The following is a 17,575-nucleotide window of genomic DNA, read 5'->3' on the forward strand; positions in this document are numbered from 1 at the left end:
TGAATCGATTCAAGCACTTACCTCATCCTGAGGAGCGTCGCGAAGCGGCGCGTCTCGAAGGATGGGCAACAGGCAAGGTGCGCGTTCCCACCCTTCGAGACACATCGCTGCGCGATGCTCCTCAGGGTGAGGTCATTGGGGCTATTCATAGCTCCTTGTTTTAGCTGCATTCATTTCCGGCCAGACTCTGAGGAGCCGCGTGCAGCGCGGCGTCTCGAGGGATGGGCAACAAACGAAGTGCTCGTGCCCACCCTTCGAGACGCGGTCCGGCGGACCGCTCCTTAGGGTGAGGACGTTGTTGATCGCTCGCCAACACACTCGCTCCTAAAGACTCGGCAGATTGAGCCCCTTTTCGCGCGCGCAGTCGATGGCGTCCTGGTAGCCCGCATCGGCGTGGCGCATCACGCCGGTCGCCGGGTCGTTCCACAGGACGCGTTCGATGCGCTTGCCCGCTTCCGGTGTGCCGTCGCAGACGATGACCATGCCGGCATGCTGGGAGAAGCCCATGCCGACGCCGCCACCATGATGCAGCGACACCCAGGTCGCGCCCGAGGCGCAGTTGAGCAGCGCATTGAGCAGCGGCCAGTCGGACACGGCGTCGGAGCCGTCCTTCATGGCTTCGGTCTCGCGGTTGGGGCTGGCGACCGAGCCGGAATCGAGATGGTCGCGGCCGATCACGATCGGCGCCTTCAGTTCGCCCTTGGCCACCATCTCGTTGAAGGCGAGGCCGAGGCGATGGCGGTCGCCCAGCCCGACCCAGCAGATGCGCGCCGGCAGACCCTGGAACTTGATCTTCTCGCGGGCCATGTCGAGCCAGTTGTGGAGATGCTTGTTGTCCGGCAGCAGCTCCTTCACCTTCGCGTCGGTACGATAGATGTCCTCGGGATCGCCCGACAGCGCGGCCCAGCGGAACGGTCCCACGCCGCGGCAGAACAGCGGCCGGATATAGGCCGGCACGAAGCCCGGGAAGCTGAAGGCGTCGGCCACGCCCTCTTCCAGCGCCATCTGGCGGATGTTGTTGCCGTAATCGACCGTGGGCACGCCCAGCTTGTGGAACTCGAGCATGGCGCGCACGTGACCGGCCATCGACTGCTTGGCGGCCTTGGCGACACCGGCCGGATCGCTCGCCCGCTTGGCTTCCCAGTCGGCCAAGGTCCAGCCCCTGGGCAGGTAGCCGTTCACCGGATCGTGGGCCGAGGTCTGGTCGGTCACGCAATCGGGCCGCACGCCGCGCCGAAGCAGTTCGGGAAGAACGTCTGCGGCATTCCCCAGCAGGCCGACCGAGACCGCCTTCTTCTCCGCCACCGCCTTGCCGATGATCGCCAGGGCATCGTCGAGATCCTTGGCCTGAACGTCGAGATAGCCGGTGCGCAAACGAAACTCGATGCTGCTGGGGCGGCACTCGACGGCGAGGCACGAGGCGCCGGCCATCGTTGCCGCCAGCGTTTGCGCGCCTCCCATGCCACCGAGGCCCGCGGTCAGGATCCAGCGGCCGGCGAGGCTGCCGCCGTAATGCTGGCGCGCCATCTCGACGAAGGTTTCGTAGGTGCCCTGAACGATGCCCTGGCTGCCGATGTAGATCCACGAGCCGGCCGTCATCTGGCCGTACATCATGAGGCCCTTGCGATCGAGCTCGTTAAAATGTTCCCACGTCGCCCAGCGCGGCACGAGGTTGGAGTTGGCGATCAGCACGCGGGGCGCATCGGCATGGGTACGGAACACGCCGACCGGCTTGCCCGACTGCACCAGCAGGGTCTCGTCGGCTTCGAGCTTGCGCAGCGAGGCCACGATGCGGTCGAAACTTTCCCAGTCGCGCGCGGCGCGGCCGATGCCGCCATAGACCACGAGCTCACCCGGCTTCTCGGCGACGTCGGGATCGACGTTGTTCATCAGCATGCGCAAGGGCGCTTCGGTGAGCCAGCTCTTGGCCGTGAGCGCGGTGCCGTGCGGCGCGCGGATGGTGCGGGCATTGTCGATGCGGTTCATGGTGTCTCCTGAAGGGCAGGCAGGAAGCCGGGGCCGACGGTTGCGACGAGGGTGCCATTGGCCACGAGGGCCGTGGCCTTCTCCATGTCGGGATGGAAGTGACGGTCGTCCTCGAGATGCGGCACGTCGCGGCGCAGCAAGCTGCGCACCGCTTCGAGCGGCGGGCTGGAGGCCAAGGGCCGGTGGAAGTCGCAGCCCTGCGCCGCCGCCAGCAGCTCGATGCCGATGACGGACGCAACATTGGCCGCCATGTCGAGCAGCCGTCGCGCGCCGTGCGCGGCCATCGAGACATGGTCTTCCTGGTTGGCCGAGGTCGGAATCGAATCGACGCTGGCGGGATGGGCCCGCTGCTTGTTCTCCGAAACCAGCGCCGCGGCCGTGACCTGCGGGATCATGAAACCGGAGTTGAGACCCGGCCGCGGCGTCAGGAAGGCCGGCAGCCCCGACAGCGCCGGATCGACCAGCATGGCGATGCGGCGCTCGGCCAGCGAGCCGATCTCGCACAGCGCCAGCGCGATGATGTCGGCGGCGAAGGCCACCGGCTCGGCGTGGAAGTTGCCGCCGGACAGGGCCTCGTCGGGATCGGTGAAGATCAGCGGATTGTCGGTGACGCCGTTGGCTTCGGTTTCCAGTGTGGTCGCGGCCTGGCGCAGGATGTCGAGCACGGCGCCCATGACCTGCGGCTGGCAGCGCAGGCAGTAGGGATCCTGCACCCGCTCGTCGCCCACCAGATGCGAGGCTCGGATCGCCGAGCCCGTCATCAGGCGGCGCAGCGCCTCCGCCGTCGCGATCTGTCCCGCGTGACGGCGCAGCTGATGAATGCGCGGATCGAACGGCGCGTCCGAGCCGCGGGCCGCATCGGTCGAGAGCGCGCCGGTCACCAGCGCCGCGCCATGCAGGTTCTCGGCCTCGAACAGGCCGGCCAGCGCATAGGCGGTCGAGAACTGCGTGCCGTTCAGCAGCGCGAGCCCTTCCTTGGCGCCAAGCACCAGCGGCTTCAGCCCGGCATCGCCCAGTGCCTTCGCGGCCGGCACGACCTCGCCCTCGACGATGAACGAACCGACACCGATCATGGCCGCGCTCATATGGGCGAGCGGCGCCAGATCGCCCGAGGCGCCGACCGAGCCCTGGCAGGGCACGACCGGCGTCAGCCCTTCCGCCAGCATCGTCTCCAGCAGTCGCACCGTCGCGGGCTGCACGCCCGACGCGCCCTGCGCCAGGCTACCGAGCTTCAGCGCCATCATCAGCCGCACCACCGGCACCGGCATCGGCGCGCCGACACCGGCGGCGTGGCTGAGCACGATGTTGCGCTGGAGGGTCGCGAGATCGGCGGCCTCGATGCGGACGCTCGCCAGCTTTCCGAAGCCGGTGTTGATGCCGTAGACCGGCTGCCCTTTGGCAAGGATCGACGACACCGCCTTTGCCGACGTCTCGATCGCCTCGTAGGAAGCGGGATCGAGGCTCACCGCGGCACCGCGATAGATGTCGCGCCAGCCTGAAAGAGGAACCGTTCCCGGTGTGATGACGACCGCCTTCATCTGCCCCTCCACACCCGCGCGCGCAGCGGATTGAAACCCATGCGGTAGACCAGTTCGGCCGGCCGCTCGATGTCCCAGATGGCGAGATCGCACCATTTTCCCGCTTCGAGCGTGCCGACGCTGTCGAGACAGCCCAGCGCCCGTGCCGCCTCGCGCGTGACACCGGCCAGGCACTCGTCGACCGTGAGCCGGAACAGCGTGGCGCCCATGTTCATCGCCAGCAGCAGCGAGGTGAGCGGCGAGGTCCCGGGGTTGTTGTCGGACGCCAGGGCGATCTTCACGCCGTGTTGCCGCAGCAGCTCGATCGGTGGCTTGTGGGTCTCGCGTACGAAATAGAAGGCGCCGGGCAGCAGCACAGCGACCGTGCCGGCGGCTGCGAGCGCCTTCACGCCCTGTTCGTCGACATGCTCCAGGTGATCGGCCGACAGCGCCCCGTAACGGGCCGCAAGACTAGCCCCGTGCAGGTTGGAGAGCTGCTCGGCATGCAGTTTGACACGGAGGCCCCTCGCCTTCGCCGCCTCGAATACCCTTTCGATCTGTTGCGGCGTGAAGGCGATGCCCTCGCAGAAGCCGTCGACCGCATCGGCCAGCCCGGCTTTGGCGACGGCCGGCAGCATCTCCTCGCAGACGGTGGCGATATAGGCATCCTTGTCGCCGTTCGCCTCGGGCGGCAGCGCGTGCGCACCGAGGAATGTCGTTTTCACCGACAGCGGCCGCACCTCGCCGATGCGGCGCGCCGCCCGCAGCGACTTCAGTTCGCTGGCGAGGTCCAGCCCATAGCCCGACTTGATCTCCATCGTCGTGACGCCTTCGGCGATCAGCGCATCGACCCGCGGCAACGCACTGGCGACCAGCGCTTCCTCCGACGCCGCACGAGTCGCCCGCATGGTCGAGACGATGCCGCCGCCCGCGCGCGCGATCTCCTCGTAGCTGGCCCCGGCCAGCCGCAGCTCGAACTCATGCGCGCGGTTGCCGCCATAGACGATGTGGGTGTGGCAGTCGACCAGACCCGGCGTGATCCAGCGTCCGTCGCAATCGATCGTCTCGGCGGCGTCGAGCGGCGGCGCTTGCGTTGCCGTGCCGGCAAAGACGATGCGGCTGTCGCGCGCGGCGACGAGGCCGTCTTCGACGAGGCCCAACCCCTCGCCGGTCAGGGTCGCGAGGCGTGCGTTCTTCCAGAGGCGGTCACATTGCATGTGGCCCTTATTATGACTATACATAATAATATGTCCAGAACCGCCCTCTGGTTCCGCTCCCTGCTCCTGCCCGACGGCTGGGCCGATGGCGTGCGCCTCGTCATCGTGGAGGGCCGGATTGAAACCTTGATGAAGGACACACCGGCCAAGGCGGGGGATGAAGTCCACGAGATCGGCGTGCCCGGCCTGCCCAACCTGCACAGCCACGCCTTCCAGCGCGGCATGGCGGGTCTGACGGAGCGGCGCGGCCCCACGCAGGACAGTTTCTGGACGTGGCGCGAGGCCATGTACCGCTTCGTCGACCATATGGGTCCCGACGAGGTCGAGGCGATCGCCGCGCAGGCCTATGTGGAAATGCTCGAAAGCGGCTTCACCCGGGTCGGCGAGTTCCACTACGTGCACCACGACCCGGCCGGCGCGCCCTATGCCAACATCGCCGAGCTGGCAACGCGGATCGCGGCAGCGGCAGCCGAGACCGGCATCGCGTTGACGCTCCTTCCCGTCTTCTATCTCCACGCCGGGTTCGGCGGCCTGCCCGCGGCGCCCGGCCAGCGGCGCTTCGTCAACGACGTCGACCGCTATGAAAGATTGATCGAGGCCAGCCGCGAGGCGGTGTCGCCGTTGTCCGGTGCCGTGGTCGGCATCGCACCGCACAGTCTGCGCGCCGCAACGCCGGAGGAGATCGCAGCCATCCTGCCGCTCGCGGCAGGTGGCCCCGTCCACATCCACGTCGCGGAGCAGACGAAAGAGGTCGAGGATTGTCTCGCATGGTCGGGCAAGCGGCCGGTCGCGTTTCTGCTCGATCACCTGCCGGTCGACGAACGCTGGTGTCTCGTCCACGCGACGCATGTCACCGATGCCGAGAGCGCCGGCATCGCAGGGCGGGGCGCCGTGGTGGGCCTGTGCCCGATCACCGAAGCCAATCTCGGCGACGGACTCTTTCCCGCGCAATCCTTCCTGGAGCGCGGCGGCCGGGTCGGCATCGGCTCCGATTCCAATGTCCTGATCGACGCCGCCGAGGAGCTGCGTCTGCTGGAATACGGCCAGCGCCTGTCGCTGCGCACGCGCAACGCGCTGGCGCGGGCCGCGACCCCGTCGGTGGGCCGCAGCCTGTTCGACACGGCCCTGACCGGCGGCGCCCAGGCACTCGGCGCGCCGTCGGGAGTTGCCGTGGGACACCCTGCCGACCTGGTGAGCCTGAAGGGCGACGACGAGGCCCTCGCCCATCGCCACGGCGACCGATGGCTCGATGGCTGGATCTTCGCGGGCCGCCACCAGACGGTGGACTGCGTCTGGCGCGACGGCGCCAAGCTCGTGACTGGCGGCCGGCACGTCCATCGAGAGGCGATCGGCAGGCGCTACCGTCAGGCGCTGCACAAGGTGCTGAAGGCTTCATGACGGCCGCGCCCCAGTCGCTTCATCAGAAGATCCTTGGCGACCTGCAGGGCAAGATCCTGTCGGGCAAGCTGGCGCCCGGCGCACGCATCGCCACCGAGCACGAGCTGGCGGAAGCCTACGACTGCTCGCGCATGACGGTGAGCAACGTGCTGGCCAAGCTGGCGCGCGCCGGCCTGGTCGAGCGCCGTCGCAAGGCCGGCACCTTCGTCACGCGGCCGCAGTCGCAGGCGGCGGTGCTCGAAATCCACGACATCAAGGCGGAGGTGCTGGCGCTGGGCCAGGCCTATCGCTTCGAGCTGATCTCCCGCGAGACCCGGCGAAGCACCGCAGCCGATCGGGAGCGGCTTGTGTCCAGGTCTCCTGGTCGCGTCGTCGACCTCGTGGTCCGTCATTTCGCCGGCGACCGGGTCTTCTGCCTGGAAGAGCGACTGATCAATGCCGAGGCAGTGCCTGAGGCGATCCATGAGCCGTTCGATGATGTCGCGCCCGGCCGGTGGCTACTCGACAGCGTCCCCTGGACCGCGGCAGAGCATCGCATCGGCGCCAGCAGCGCGGGCAGGGAGAGGGCCGCTCTCCTGTCGGTGCCCGCGACGACGGCCTGCCTGATCGTCGAACGCCGCACCTGGCGGTCCGCCCTGCCCGTCACCCATGTCCGACTCACCTATCCCGGCGAGTCGCACCAGCTGGTCGCTCGCTTCACCCCGGCCCAGACCTGAGCGACCGCACGTTTCCCCGACCCTGAATGGCCCGTATCGTGCTCCAGCGCGGCTGAGACTTCTCTGGGAGCGTCGAGCATGTCGCAAAGCGGCTGGCAGGTCGGAATCGACATCGGTGGAACCTTCACCGATCTGGTAGCCCTGTTGCCGTCCACCGGCGATGTGCGCTCGATCAAGGTGCCGACCCAGCGTAACGACCCCGTCGCCAGCATCCGCGCCGCCCTCGCAGCGGCCGACCTGTCGCCCGAGTCCGTGGAGGATCTCGTCCATGGCACCACGCTGGTCACCAACGCGATCGTCGAGGACAGGGTCGAACCCGTCGCCCTGGTGGCCACCGAGGGCTTCGAGGACGTGCTCGATATCGGCCGCGCCGGGCGCCAGCATCTCTATCGGCTCGACCTGCTGCCGCGGCGCGAGGCGCAGGTGCCGCCCGAGCGCCGCATCGCGCTGGCCGAGCGCGTCGATTTCACCGGGACTGCCGTACTGACGCCCGACACCGCCGCGATCGATGCGGTGGTGAGGGAGGCAAAGGCGATGGGCGTCGAGAGCATCGCCGTGTCGCTGCTCCACGCCTATGCCAATGCAGACCATGAGCGCGCGGTCGGCACGGCCTTGGCCAAAGCCTTTCCCTTCGTGTCGCTGTCGCACGAGGTCAATCCGGAGACGCGCGAATTCGAGCGCACGGCGACCACGGTGCTCAACGCCTCCGTCATGCCCATCGCGGCGCGCTACCTCGATCGCCTGCAGCGCGAAGTGAAAGGCGCCCGGCTGCACGTCATGCATTCGGCGGGCGGCATGGCCTCGCCCGAGGCTGCGGCGAAGCGGCCACTGTCGATGGCGCTGTCCGGCCCCGCGGCCGGCATCTCGGCGGCCGCCAGCGTCGCGGCATCGCTCGGCCTGGAGAAGGTGCTGACCTTCGACATGGGCGGCACGACGACGGACGTCTGCCTGATCCTCGGTGGCACGGCCGAGATCTCCACCGATTCGAAGCTCGCAGGGAGGCCGGTGCGCCAACCCATGGTCGCCGTCGAATCGATCGGCGCCGGCGGCGGCTCGCTGGTGACACTGGGGACCGGCGGCCTCTCGATCGGCCCGCAGAGCGCAGGGGCGGAGCCGGGCCCGGCCGCCTATGGCCGCGGCGGGACCTTACCCACCGTCACCGACGCCAACGCCGTCCTTGGATACCTGGACCCGGCGAAGCGTTTGGGCGGCGCCATCACACTCGACGTTGCCGCCGCCGAAGCCGCTCTCGCGCCGCTCGCCGCGCGCCTCGGCGTCGGCATCGTCGAGCTGGCGCTGGGCGTGCAGAGGGTCGCCAACGCCGCGATGGTACGGGCCCTGGCAAGAGTCACCGTCGAGCGCGGCGTCGACGGCCGCCAGTGCACCCTCCTCGCCTTCGGCGGGGCCGGTCCCATGCATGCCGTGGGCCTCGCGCGCGAGTTCGGCATTGCCGAGATCGTCGTGCCGCGCTTTTCCTCGGGCTTCTCCGCGCTGGGCTGCATCGTGGCCGACATGAGCTATACGCAGCAGCAATCCGTGCGCATGCTGAGCACCGGCTGGGACGCGGTCCGCTTCGCCGCGCTGCATGACGGTATGCTGGCCGCCCTGATGGCGCCGCTGCACAGCCATGGGCACGGCGCCGACGAGATCACCGTCGAACGCACCGCCCTCGTCCGCTATGTCGGCCAGAGCTATGCCGTCGAGGTGCCCTTCACCCAGCCGCTCGACCTCGAACGCCTCGGGCATGACTTCCGCCAGCGCCACCACGCGATCTACGGCTACGCGACCGAAGAGCATTGGGAGATGCAGAGCCTGCGCATGCGGGCGCTCGTTGCGCGACGCACGACCTTCGGGCCGCTCGGCAGCGCCGGCGAGAGCGCGGTGCCGACCTCCGTGACCCCATGCTGGTTCGAGCCGGCCGCGCCGCATCCCACGCCGCGCTACGATCGCGACCGTCTGCCGACCGGCGCGCGCATCGCCGGGCCGGCGATCGTCGAGGATGCGTGGTCGACCATCGTGGTAGCGCCCGGCTACACGCTGAGCGCGGATGCGATGGGCCATCTCTGGATTCGCGAGGATGCACGATGAGGAACAGCGTCGATCCGTTCACCGTCGAGGTGATCCGCCACGCGCTGACAGCCGCCGCGGAGGAGATGTCGTTCGTGGTCATGCGCTCGGCCCGCTCGCCGTTGCTGCGCGAGGCCGGCGACCTGTCGTCGGCCCTCACCGACCACAAGGGCGACCTGATCGCCCAGGGCCGCGACATCCCGATCCATCTCGGCGTCATGAGCTTCACGGTGAAGAAGTTCCTGGAACGCGTGCCGGCCAAGCGCCTGAAGCCGGGCGATGTCTGGTTCCTCAACCTGCCCGAGGTCGGCGGCAACCATCTGCCCGACGTGAAGGCGATCCGGCCGATCTTCCTCGAAAGCCGCCTGTTCGCCTTCGCCGTCAGCCTCGCCCACTGGGGCGATATCGGCGGCGCCTGGGCCGGCAGCTACTTCGCCGCCGCCACCGAGACCTGGCAGGAAGGCGTGCGCATCCCGCCGCTGCGTCTCTTCACCGCCGACGGCATCGACGAGGAGAAGCGCGACTTCCTGCTGGCCAACCTGCGCGGCCCCGCCGAACGCGAGGGCGACCTGATGGCCCAGATGGCCTCGACCCGCGCCGCCGAAGGAAGGTTGCTGCGCCTGGGCGAGGAGCATGGCGCTGCCACCCTGCGCGCCGCCCTGGACCGGCTCGACGATCTCTCGGAGGCGCAGATGCGCGAAGCCATCGCCGGCCTGCCCGACGGGATCTATGAGGGCGAAGATTTCCTCGACGACGACGGACCGGATGGCCGACCCGCTGCCATCCGCGTGCGCGTGGAGATCGTGGGCGACACCGCGAAGTTCGATTTCTCCGGCACCGACGATGCCGTCGCCGGTCCCCTCAACACGACGCCGTTCGTGGCCATGGCGGCGGTCTACTACGCCATCAAGGCGGTGGCCGGGCCGGAGATCCAGCCCAATGGCGGCTGCTATCGCCCGCTGGAAATCCGCACGCGGCCGGGCTCGATCCTGGAGCCCGGCATCGACAAGCCGGTGGTCGGCGGCAACCACGAGACTTCGCAGCGCGCGGTCGACGCCATCATGCGCGCCTTCGAGAAGGCCGTGCCCGAGCGGCTCACAGCGGGCGGCTCGACCACGGCCGGCCTGCTGATCTTCGGCGGCACGCGGCGCGACGGCGCCATCGGCACCTTCTACGAAACCCATGGCGGAGGCGAAGGCGCGCGCATGGACCGCGACGGCGCGCCCGTCGTGCGCGTCCACCTCACCAACACGATGAACACGCCGGCGGAGATCGTCGAGTCGGAATACATGATCCGGGTCGACGAACAGCGGCTGCGGCGCGGCTCCGGCGGCGCAGGCACGCATCGCGGCGGGGATGGCATGCGACGCGCCTACACCGTCATGGCCGACGGGCTCTCCCTCACAACCATGTTCGAGCGCAGGGTGATCGCGCCCTACGGGCTGCAGGGCGGCACCGACGGTGCGCCGTTCCGGGTGACCTTGCACCGTGCCGCGGGCGGCAGCCGTGAACTGTCGGGCAAGGAGAACCTGGCCCTGGCCAAGGGCGACCGCATCGTCATGGAAACGTCGGGCGGCGGCGGCTACGGCGCGCCCGCGAGGGAGTGAACCGATGACTTCAGCGAAGGAAGTTCTGCTGCGACGCGCCGTCGACTGTCCGGTGTCGCGCATCTCGCCGGGCGACACCAACAAGTTCGCGATGCTGGTGAATCCTTTGGCCGACCGCACCCCTTTCGTCTCCGCCGTCGAGATCTTCGAGGTCGGCGGCAAGACACCGCCGCACTTCCACGCGACGGCGCACGAGATGTTCTACGTGCTGAGCGGAACCGGCTGCTGCCGCTGCAACGACGGCAGCGTCCACGAGATTGCGCAGGGCGACGCGCTGGTGCTGCCGCCCGGCCGCGAGCATGTGATCGAGAATACCGGTAGCGAGAGGCTCTATTGCCTCACCGTCATGGTGCCCAACGAAGGCTTCGCCGAAATGATCCGCAACGGTCAACCGATGACGCTCGATGCGGCGGATCGCGCCGTCATTGCCGGCTCTCGAGCTCCTTAGCAGGCGCCTCCCCCGTCGCCATCCGGCTCCAGTCCAACTCGACCTGCTTGACGTCGTAGGCCAGCAGCGATTCCCAGTGGCGCCGCAGGTCGCCGGCGAACAGGCCACGCGTGACGCCCGCCGCCACTTTCGGCACGGCGCTCGTCATGGCGTTGATACTGCTGCCCGACGGTCCGAAGCTCAGGGTGGAGCCGATGCCGAAGACGTGGATGTCGGCCAGCCACGGCGCCTCGCCCGGCTGGCGTTCGAGCAGGGCATAGTCCGGACCGAGATAGGGATAGGCCGCGAGCAACTCGTCTTCTTCGCCCGGCGGCGGCGTGTAGCGGTCCTTCCAGAGCGCGATCTTGTCGGCGAAGGCGGCGAGTTCGGGACGCTGCGCCAGATCCTGGCGGATTCCGGTGCCGCAGATCGCATAGTCCGCGCGGAACGGTCCGCGGGCCGTCTCGATGAGAATGCGGTCCCCGTCCATCCGGGCATCGGTCCACGCCCGGCCGAGTTCCATGGTGAAATTCGGGAAGGCCATGACCCGCTCGTAGGTGCCGGCCGGGAACCCTTCGCGGGCAGTGAGGATGTTGCCCATGATCCGCCAGCGCCATTCGTCCGGCATCTCGCCGATATGCTTCAGGAAGCCGGAGAAGGTGAGCCAGCGATAGCGCTGCACCACCGACGGCACGGCGCGCCGGACGAAGAGATGCACGTCGGCGCCGTGCTCGAGCGCCACCGCGGCATTGTCCATCGCGGAGGCGCCCGCCCCCAGCACGGCGACCGTCTTGCCGCGCAGCCGCTCGAAGTCGATCATCTCGCAGGTATGCGCGCGGCGGTCCTGCGGCAGCGCGCGCACGAAATCAGGCATCCACCATTCGCCCGTGCCGTCCTGGCCGGTGGCCAGCACCAGCTTGCGGGCGGCCAGCACCTCGCCTGTCGAGAGGGTCACCAGCAGGCAGCTGCCGCCATCGTCGAGCCGGCCGGGCGCGATCGCCATGGCGGCCACGTCGTTGCGCACGGGAATGTCGAGCACGCGGCGATACCATTGCAGGTAATCGTGCCAGGCCTTGCTGGGAATGAGGTGCAGGCCGGCAAAGCTGCCCGGACCCTGGACCGCATCGTACCAGGCCTCGAAGGTGAGGCTCGGAATGCCCAGATCTGGCCCCGTCTGGTCCTTGGGACTGCGCAGGGTCGGCATGCGGGCGAAGGTGACCCACGGCCCTTCCTTTCCCTCCGGCGCACGATCGATCAGGAGAATGTTGTGCACGCGGTCGCGCATCAGCGCGAAGCCGATGCAGAGGCCCGATTGTCCCGCGCCCACGATCAACGCATCGAGCGCCGGCTTGCCCTGATGGAGGCGCGGCACCATCCACTCGGTGCGCGGATGCGCCGTCATCTCGAGGTCGCGGCTGACCCGGGCCTCGAGGGAAGAGAGATCGCCTATCGTCATGACCTCACGCCGTCTTCAAAAGCTCTGTGCGCTGCGGGTCGAAATAAGGCACCGCGTCCAGGAGCATCCGCGTGTAGACCGCCTGCGGCCGCTGGAAGACCTCCTGGCTGCGTCCCGCCTCCACGACCTGTCCGGCCTGCAGCACGACGAGATCGTCGCACAGCATGCGCACGACGTTGAGGTCATGGCTGACGAACAGCAGGCCGATCCCGTCTTCCCGCCGCAGCCGGTCGAGCAGTTGCAGGATCACCGCCTGGACCGACACGTCGAGCGCCGCCGTGGGTTCGTCCAGAACCAGCAGGCGGGGGCGCGGCGCAACGGCGCGCGCGATGCCGACCCGCGCCTTCTGGCCTCCGGAAAGCTGGTGCGGGAAACGCTGCAACAGATCCATCGGCAGGCCGGCGCGCGCGGCCGCCTCGCGCACCCGCGTCTGCAGGACCGCCCCGTCGCGCAGGCCTTCGAGCCGGCGCAGCGGATAGGCGATGCTGTCGAACGCCGTATGCCGCGGGTTGAGGCTGTCGTTGGGATCCTGGAACACGATCTGGATGTCCCGGCGGCGCGGCGACTGGTGGAATTCGCGCGCCGGCACGCGGGCGATCGATTCGCCGTCGAACACGATGTCGCCGTCGTCCGGATCGATCAGCCGGCAGATCAGGCGCGAGAGCGTGCTCTTGCCCGACCCCGATTCGCCGACCAGGCCGAGCGCGCCGCCCTGCGGGATCTTGAACGACACATCGTCCACCGCGCGAGTCGGCCCGCCGAACGACTTCACCACATTCACGAGTTCGAGGAGCGGCGGCGTGCCCGGCCCATGCTCGCGCGGCACCGTGACGACCGGCGCGGCGTCACGCGCCAGTCCGGGCGGCGCCAGGTCGGCCAGGGTCGAGCGCCGCGTCGGCGACGCCGCCACCAGACGCCTCGTGTAGGGATGGGCGGGCGCTTCGAACAGCGACATGGTCTCGCCCTGCTCGACCACGCGACCCGACTCCATCACCGCGATGCGATCGCACCAGCGCGCGGCCAGCCCGAGATCGTGGGTGATCAGGATCATGGCCATGCCGCGCTCCGCCTTGATGCGGGCCAGCAGCTCCATCACCGTCTGCTGCGTCGTGACGTCGAGGCCCGTGGTCGGCTCGTCCGCGATCAACAGGACGGGTTCGCAGGCGATGGCCATGGCGATCATGACCCTCTGGCACATGCCGCCGGACAGTTCGTGCGGATAGGCGCTGAGCCGGGCCTCGGGATCGCGGATCAGCACGGCGCGCAGCAGGTCGAGCGCCTGCGCGCGCGCATTGGCACGCGACAGCTTGCCATGGGCGGCCAGCACGTCGACGATCTGCTGCTCCACCGTGCGAATCGGGTTCAGCGCCGCGCGCGGATTCTGGAAGATCATCGACAGGGCCGAACCGCGCAACCGCCGCAGATCGGCGTGACCGGCATGGGTGATGTCTCGACCCTCGAACATCACGCGGCCGCCGGTGATCCTGCCCGCCCGATCGAGCAGCCGCATGATGGCGAGCGAAGTCACGGACTTGCCCGACCCGCTTTCGCCCACGACACCGAGCGTTTCGCCCGCCGCCAGCGCGATGTCGATGCCGTGCAGCGCCGTGACGGTGCCGTGGCGGGTCGAGAAGGCAACCTGCAGCTTCTCGACCTGCAGCAGGGTCTGCGTCATGTGCGCATCCGCGGGTCGAGGATGTCGCGCAGCCCGTCCCCCAGCAGGTTGAAGCACAACACCGTCAGCATCAGCGCGAGCCCCGGCATCGCGACCAGCCACCACTTGCCCGTGGTGATGAAGCGCGCGCCCTCGGCCACCATGATTCCCCATTCCGGCGTCGGGGCAGTCACGCCGAGGCCAATGAAGGAGAGGCCGGCGGCATTCAGGATCGCCCAGCCGAGGTTGAGCGAAATCTGCACCGCCATGGCCGGCAGGACGTTGGGCAGCAGGACGCGCAGAACGACCGAGAGATGGCTGTCGCCGCAGGCGCGCGCCGCCTCGACCCAGCCGGCATTGCGCCGCACGTTCACCTCGGCACGCGCGAACCGGATGTAGAAAGGCAGGTTGATGACCGCGGTGGCGATGACGATGTTCTCCACCCGGTTGCCCAGCGCGGCGACCATGGCCATCGCCAGCACGAACAGTGGGAAGGCCATGAGCACGTCGACGAAGCGGCCGACCCAGCGGTCGAGCCGTCCGCCGCGATAGCCGCAGAAGCCGCCGATCACGGCCCCGGTGACGAACGACAGGCTGACGGCCGAGACCGCGATCACCAAATCGAGTCGCGCCGCCCAGATGATGCGGCTCAGGATGTCGCGTCCGAGCTGATCGGTGCCGGCGAGATGCGACCACGAAGGCGGCTGAAGCGCCTGCGGCACGTTGGAGGCGACGGGATCGTAGGGCGCCAGAACGGGGGCGAGAATCGCGATCAGCACCAGCAGCAGCGTGCCCGTGGCCGCCAGGGCCGTGACCGGGTTCGAGCGCAGCACGTAGACGATGTGGCGGCCGGTCGAGGACCCGTTGAGGACGAGGTCACTCATGCGACGGAGACCCGCGGATCGGCGATGCCGTACAGCACGTCGATGGTGACGTTCACCATGACGAAGATCATCGCCATCAGGAGCACGAAGGCCTGCACCGGCGCATAGTCGGAGGCGAGCAGCGCATCGAGCGCATAGGAGGCGACACCGGGCCAGGAGAAGACCTTCTCGACCAGGACGTTGGCGCCCAGCATGGTCGAGAACACGATGCCGGTGATGGTAAGCACCGGCAGCAGCGCGTTGCGCAGCGCATAGGCCACGATGATGCGCAGCCGCGACAGGCCCATGGCGTGGGCGGTGCGGATGAAGTCGCTTCCCAGCACCGCCAGCATCGAGGCCCGCGTCATGCGCGCCAGCGGCGCCAGGACGAACAGCGCCATGGTGCAGGCCGGCAGCAGGAGCTGCGAGAAGGCGGCCCACCAACCCTCCCAATCGCCCTTCAGGGCGAAGTCGATCAGGAAGAAGCCGGTGATGTCGGGCGGCGCTCCGGCGAAGATGTCGATTCGACCGGTGGGATCGGGCGCCCAGCCCAGCAGGTAGTAGAAGGCGTAGATCAGCAGCAGGCCCGACACGAAGGTCGGCACGCAGACTCCCAGGGTACACAACATGCGCACGATATGGTCGATCGCGGTGCCCGGCCGCAGCGCGGCGGCCACGCCGAGCGGGATTGAGAACATCAGCGCGATGAACAGCGCCGTGCAGGTGAGTTCGAGCGAGGCCGGCAGGCGACGGGTCATGTCGACCACGACCGGTTGCCCCGTGGTCATCGAGCGGCCGAGATTGCCCGTGGCAACCTCTCCCAGATAGCGCACGAGCTGGACGGGAATCGGCTTGTCGAGGCCCATTGTCCGGCGCAGCTCCTCGATCTCCTCCTTGCCCGCGGAAGGGCCGGAGGAAAAGAACACCGCCGGGTCGCCCGGCAGCACGCGCATCAGCACGAAGGTGACCACCACCACGCCGAACAGGGCCGGGATCGACGCCAGCAGGCGTCGTCCGACCCGGCGCAGGATCCCCGCCAGCATCGTGCTAGACCCGTTTGAGGTCGCGGAAGTCGGCCTGGCGGTAGAACTGGTAGGTGTAACCGTCGACCGACTTGGCCATCACGGCGTCGTGGTTGGGCTGCCACAGCATGATCAACGGCGTCTCGGCGTTGAACAGCTCGATCATCTGCTTGCAGCCCTCGTCGTACTTCGCCTTGTCGGTCTGATAGCGGGCGTCGAGCGTCAGATCCTCCATCTTCTTGCTCTTCCAGCTCGAGAAGTTCCAACGCTGGTCGCGCGTGAAGTAGAGATAGAAGAAGTAGTAGGTGTAGGGCAGCCAGGCGGTCGCACCATCGGTGAAGAGCGGCATCTTCTTCTCCGACTCGAGCGTGTTGAACTCGGCATCGGGCTTCTTCTGGATCTCGACCTGGATGCCGATCTTGCCCAGCGACTCCTTGACCAGCGCTGCCATCGGCTCCGCCGTCGCCGTCTGGCCCGCGGTGAAGGCGAAGGTGGTGGAGAAGCCGTTGGGATGGCCGGCCTCGGCCAGCAGGGCCTTGGCCTTCGCCAGATCGGTCTTGTTGGGAATCGCCTGCGGGAAGCTCGCATCGGGCGGCACGGTGGCCCAGGTGCCGCCGTAGAGCTTGGTGCCGCGGCCGAAGATCGCCGCCTTGAACATATCCTCGTAGGGCAGCGCCATGGCAACGGCCTGGCGCACCTTGAGATTGTCGAACGGCGCCATCTGCGTGTTCATCGAGATGTGCGTGAAGCCGTTGGTCTGCGGGATCGACACGACCTTGGACTTTGCGGACTTCTCGATGGTCGGCAGGTCGCTGGCCGCCAGGTCGATCGCGAGGTCGGCATCGCCGCGCTCGATCAGGTTGGCGCGCGTCGCCGGTTCCGGCACGGTCTGGATAATGATCCGCTTGAAGAAGGGCAGCGCACCGCCGGCCCCGCCGATCCACTTCTCGTTGCGGCGAAGCACGGTGCTCTCACCGGGCTTGTGGCTGTCGATGATGTAGGCGCCGCTGGCCGCCGTGTTCGTCTTCATCCACTCCATCGCCCACGGATCGTCGGCCGTCGCGTGCTTCTTGGCCAGCTTGCTGTTGATCATGATGGCGTAGCAGACGCAGAGGTTGGCCAGGGCCAGTCGGTCGGGCTTGTCGAGCGTCACCGTCACGGTCTGCGGATCGACAATCTTGAACTGGTCGGCACTGGTCAGCGAGCCGGTGGTGAACTGCGGCGCCGCGAGCGACTTCGCCGTGACGTGCCTGTCGAGCGACCACTTCACATCCTCTGCCGTGACCGGGGTCCCGTCGTGCCAGGTCGCATCCGGCCGCAGGGTGATGGTGATGACCTTGCTGTCCGGGCTGATGCTGTAGGACTTGGCGAGTTCGCCACGGATCGTGTCGGGATCGAATGTCCAGTTGTCGCCCACCTTCTTACGGCCGAAGCTGAAGAGACGGTCGTAGACGTTCATGCTGAGACCGAACGACTCACGCGTGGCGCCGGGCATCGTCGTGTCGAGCGTGTTGATGGTCGCGCCGGTCACGTATCTCAGCGTCTCGGCGCGGGACTGTGCCGATGCCGGCCACGCCCCTCCCGCCAGAAACGCTGCACCCGCCGCACCTTGCAGAAGAACTCGCCGCTTCATGTCGCCACCATT

The 17,575-nt window shown here is 68.3% G+C and carries 13 protein-coding genes; 5 read left to right on the plus strand and 8 right to left on the minus strand.

Annotated features, from left to right (window positions below):
- Positions 1-324: 324 nt before the first annotated feature.
- From hutU to hutI, 3 genes are read right to left on the minus strand one after another with little or no spacing between them, the layout of a single operon-like run.
- Positions 325-1,986 (minus strand): urocanate hydratase, encoded by a 1,662-nt coding sequence (gene hutU / locus ACP15H_RS20815; protein WP_425068050.1) that lies wholly within the window; start codon positions 1,984-1,986, stop codon positions 325-327.
- Positions 1,983-3,524, minus strand: coding sequence for a histidine ammonia-lyase (hutH, locus tag ACP15H_RS20820; RefSeq protein WP_425068051.1), 1,542 nt, complete (start codon positions 3,522-3,524; stop codon positions 1,983-1,985). Before hutH ends, hutU begins: the two co-directional genes overlap by 4 nt.
- Positions 3,521-4,720 carry an imidazolonepropionase gene (hutI, locus tag ACP15H_RS20825; RefSeq protein WP_425068052.1) on the minus strand — a complete coding sequence of 400 codons (1,200 nt, stop codon included), beginning with the start codon at positions 4,718-4,720 and terminating at the stop codon, positions 3,521-3,523. Before hutI ends, hutH begins: the two co-directional genes overlap by 4 nt.
- Positions 4,721-4,750: 30 nt before the next feature.
- Here hutI and ACP15H_RS20830 point away from each other — a divergent pair, with 30 nt between their 5' ends.
- The 5 genes from ACP15H_RS20830 (at position 4,751) to ACP15H_RS20850 (ending at position 10,956) form a co-directional block, all read left to right on the plus strand.
- A complete protein-coding gene (locus tag ACP15H_RS20830; RefSeq protein WP_425068053.1) occupies positions 4,751-6,118 on the plus strand; it encodes a formimidoylglutamate deiminase in 1,368 nt (455 codons plus the stop codon).
- Positions 6,115-6,834 carry a histidine utilization repressor gene (gene hutC / locus ACP15H_RS20835; protein ID WP_425068054.1) on the plus strand — a complete coding sequence of 240 codons (720 nt, stop codon included), beginning with the start codon at positions 6,115-6,117 and terminating at the stop codon, positions 6,832-6,834. Before ACP15H_RS20830 ends, hutC begins: the two co-directional genes overlap by 4 nt.
- A 78-nt stretch (positions 6,835-6,912) precedes the next feature.
- Positions 6,913-8,922, plus strand: coding sequence for a hydantoinase/oxoprolinase family protein (locus ACP15H_RS20840; protein WP_425068055.1), 2,010 nt, complete (start codon positions 6,913-6,915; stop codon positions 8,920-8,922).
- Positions 8,919-10,508: a hydantoinase B/oxoprolinase family protein gene (locus tag ACP15H_RS20845; protein ID WP_425068056.1), complete on the plus strand. Its 1,590-nt coding sequence runs from the start codon at positions 8,919-8,921 to the stop codon at positions 10,506-10,508. The genes ACP15H_RS20840 and ACP15H_RS20845 overlap by 4 nt, the downstream gene beginning before the upstream one ends.
- A 4-nt stretch (positions 10,509-10,512) precedes the next feature.
- On the plus strand, positions 10,513-10,956 hold the full coding sequence (locus tag ACP15H_RS20850; protein ID WP_425068057.1) for a cupin domain-containing protein: 444 nt from the start codon (positions 10,513-10,515) through the stop codon (positions 10,954-10,956).
- On the opposite strand, the gene ACP15H_RS20855 is transcribed toward ACP15H_RS20850, so the two are convergent.
- Genes ACP15H_RS20855 through ACP15H_RS20875 form a run of 5 tightly spaced genes read right to left on the minus strand, consistent with a single transcriptional unit; the run spans position 10,931 to position 17,563 of the window.
- A complete protein-coding gene (locus ACP15H_RS20855; protein ID WP_425068058.1) occupies positions 10,931-12,391 on the minus strand; it encodes an FAD/NAD(P)-binding protein in 1,461 nt (486 codons plus the stop codon). The genes ACP15H_RS20850 and ACP15H_RS20855 overlap by 26 nt on opposite strands.
- Positions 12,392-12,395: 4 nt before the next feature.
- Positions 12,396-14,066, minus strand: a complete 1,671-nt coding sequence (locus tag ACP15H_RS20860; protein ID WP_425068059.1) for a dipeptide ABC transporter ATP-binding protein — start codon at positions 14,064-14,066, stop codon at positions 12,396-12,398.
- Positions 14,063-14,929, minus strand: a complete 867-nt coding sequence (locus tag ACP15H_RS20865) for an ABC transporter permease (protein ID WP_296319863.1) — start codon at positions 14,927-14,929, stop codon at positions 14,063-14,065. Before ACP15H_RS20865 ends, ACP15H_RS20860 begins: the two co-directional genes overlap by 4 nt.
- A complete protein-coding gene (locus ACP15H_RS20870) occupies positions 14,926-15,951 on the minus strand; it encodes an ABC transporter permease (protein WP_425068060.1) in 1,026 nt (341 codons plus the stop codon). The genes ACP15H_RS20865 and ACP15H_RS20870 overlap by 4 nt, the downstream gene beginning before the upstream one ends.
- A 4-nt stretch (positions 15,952-15,955) precedes the next feature.
- Positions 15,956-17,563, minus strand: coding sequence for an ABC transporter substrate-binding protein (locus tag ACP15H_RS20875; protein ID WP_425068061.1), 1,608 nt, complete (start codon positions 17,561-17,563; stop codon positions 15,956-15,958).
- Positions 17,564-17,575: the final 12 nt, after the last annotated feature.

The sequence above is a fragment of the Reyranella sp. genome, assembly GCF_965249915.1.
GTDB lineage: Bacteria > Pseudomonadota > Alphaproteobacteria > Reyranellales > Reyranellaceae > Reyranella.

Bases quoted from the DNA above. Each gene is read 5' to 3' on its own strand.
- hutU (WP_425068050.1), bottom strand. From the start codon at position 1,986: ATGAACCGCATCGACAATGCCCGCACCATCCGCGCGCCGCACGGCACC.
- hutH (WP_425068051.1), bottom strand. From the start codon at position 3,524: ATGAAGGCGGTCGTCATCACACCGGGAACGGTTCCTCTTTCAGGCTGG.
- hutI (WP_425068052.1), bottom strand. From the start codon at position 4,720: ATGCAATGTGACCGCCTCTGGAAGAACGCACGCCTCGCGACCCTGACC.
- ACP15H_RS20830 (WP_425068053.1), top strand. From the start codon at position 4,751: ATGTCCAGAACCGCCCTCTGGTTCCGCTCCCTGCTCCTGCCCGACGGC.
- hutC (WP_425068054.1), top strand. From the start codon at position 6,115: ATGACGGCCGCGCCCCAGTCGCTTCATCAGAAGATCCTTGGCGACCTG.
- ACP15H_RS20840 (WP_425068055.1), top strand. From the start codon at position 6,913: ATGTCGCAAAGCGGCTGGCAGGTCGGAATCGACATCGGTGGAACCTTC.
- ACP15H_RS20845 (WP_425068056.1), top strand. From the start codon at position 8,919: ATGAGGAACAGCGTCGATCCGTTCACCGTCGAGGTGATCCGCCACGCG.
- ACP15H_RS20850 (WP_425068057.1), top strand. From the start codon at position 10,513: ATGACTTCAGCGAAGGAAGTTCTGCTGCGACGCGCCGTCGACTGTCCG.
- ACP15H_RS20855 (WP_425068058.1), bottom strand. From the start codon at position 12,391: ATGACGATAGGCGATCTCTCTTCCCTCGAGGCCCGGGTCAGCCGCGAC.
- ACP15H_RS20860 (WP_425068059.1), bottom strand. From the start codon at position 14,066: ATGACGCAGACCCTGCTGCAGGTCGAGAAGCTGCAGGTTGCCTTCTCG.
- ACP15H_RS20865 (WP_296319863.1), bottom strand. From the start codon at position 14,929: ATGAGTGACCTCGTCCTCAACGGGTCCTCGACCGGCCGCCACATCGTC.
- ACP15H_RS20870 (WP_425068060.1), bottom strand. From the start codon at position 15,951: ATGCTGGCGGGGATCCTGCGCCGGGTCGGACGACGCCTGCTGGCGTCG.
- ACP15H_RS20875 (WP_425068061.1), bottom strand. From the start codon at position 17,563: ATGAAGCGGCGAGTTCTTCTGCAAGGTGCGGCGGGTGCAGCGTTTCTG.